The 553-nt window shown below is 72.9% G+C and carries 1 protein-coding gene; it reads right to left on the bottom strand.

The window, feature by feature from the left end:
* On the bottom strand, window positions 1-429 hold a 429-nt coding region (locus KUM32_RS33205), incomplete at its 3' end, for a hypothetical protein (protein ID WP_217145635.1).
* Window positions 430-553: the final 124 nt, after the last annotated feature.

Here is a 553-nt window from a genome sequence, read left to right as displayed (position 1 = left end):
CGCGTGGGCCGCGGCGTGCCGTAACAGCAGCGTCAACAGCTCGACCGCACAGGGTGGTTCCGGGGTGTCCTCGCGCGCACCGTGGCGCCCGGTGGGTGGCCGTCTGCGCGCCGCGGTGGCCAGGGTGTGGTCGAAGACGACCGCCGCCGACTCGCCCGGTGGCTGCAACAGCCGTCCCCAGCCCAGGAGTTCGCGTCCGTTTCGGACGATCACGACGCCTCGGCAGGCGAACGTGTCGGCCCGGGCCGAGTCCGCCCGCGCGATCGCCGGTGGGGACTCCGCCTCGGCCGGTCGTCGCGCCGTACTGGAGGCCGGTGGCCACTCCTCGCCGCGGTGCGGGTCCACGAGGTCGGCCAGCTCCTGCGCGAGCAACTCGTCGGCGCCGGCGGCGGAGTCGAATTCCACCGTGATGGCGGCGGGCAAGGACATACGGTTCCCTCTTCCGCGTCGTGCGCGCCGCACGATGCGGCACGGCCAGTAGACCTCCCAGTACATCTCACGGGCGACGCGTAAACGACCCGCCCAGGGCGGAGATACGCCTCCTCCGTAAGGC

It is taken from the genome of Streptomyces sp. AC627_RSS907 (genome assembly GCF_019049165.1).
The sequence above is the reverse complement of the archived record's forward strand: the minus strand, read 5'-3'. Positions and strand labels throughout refer to the sequence as shown.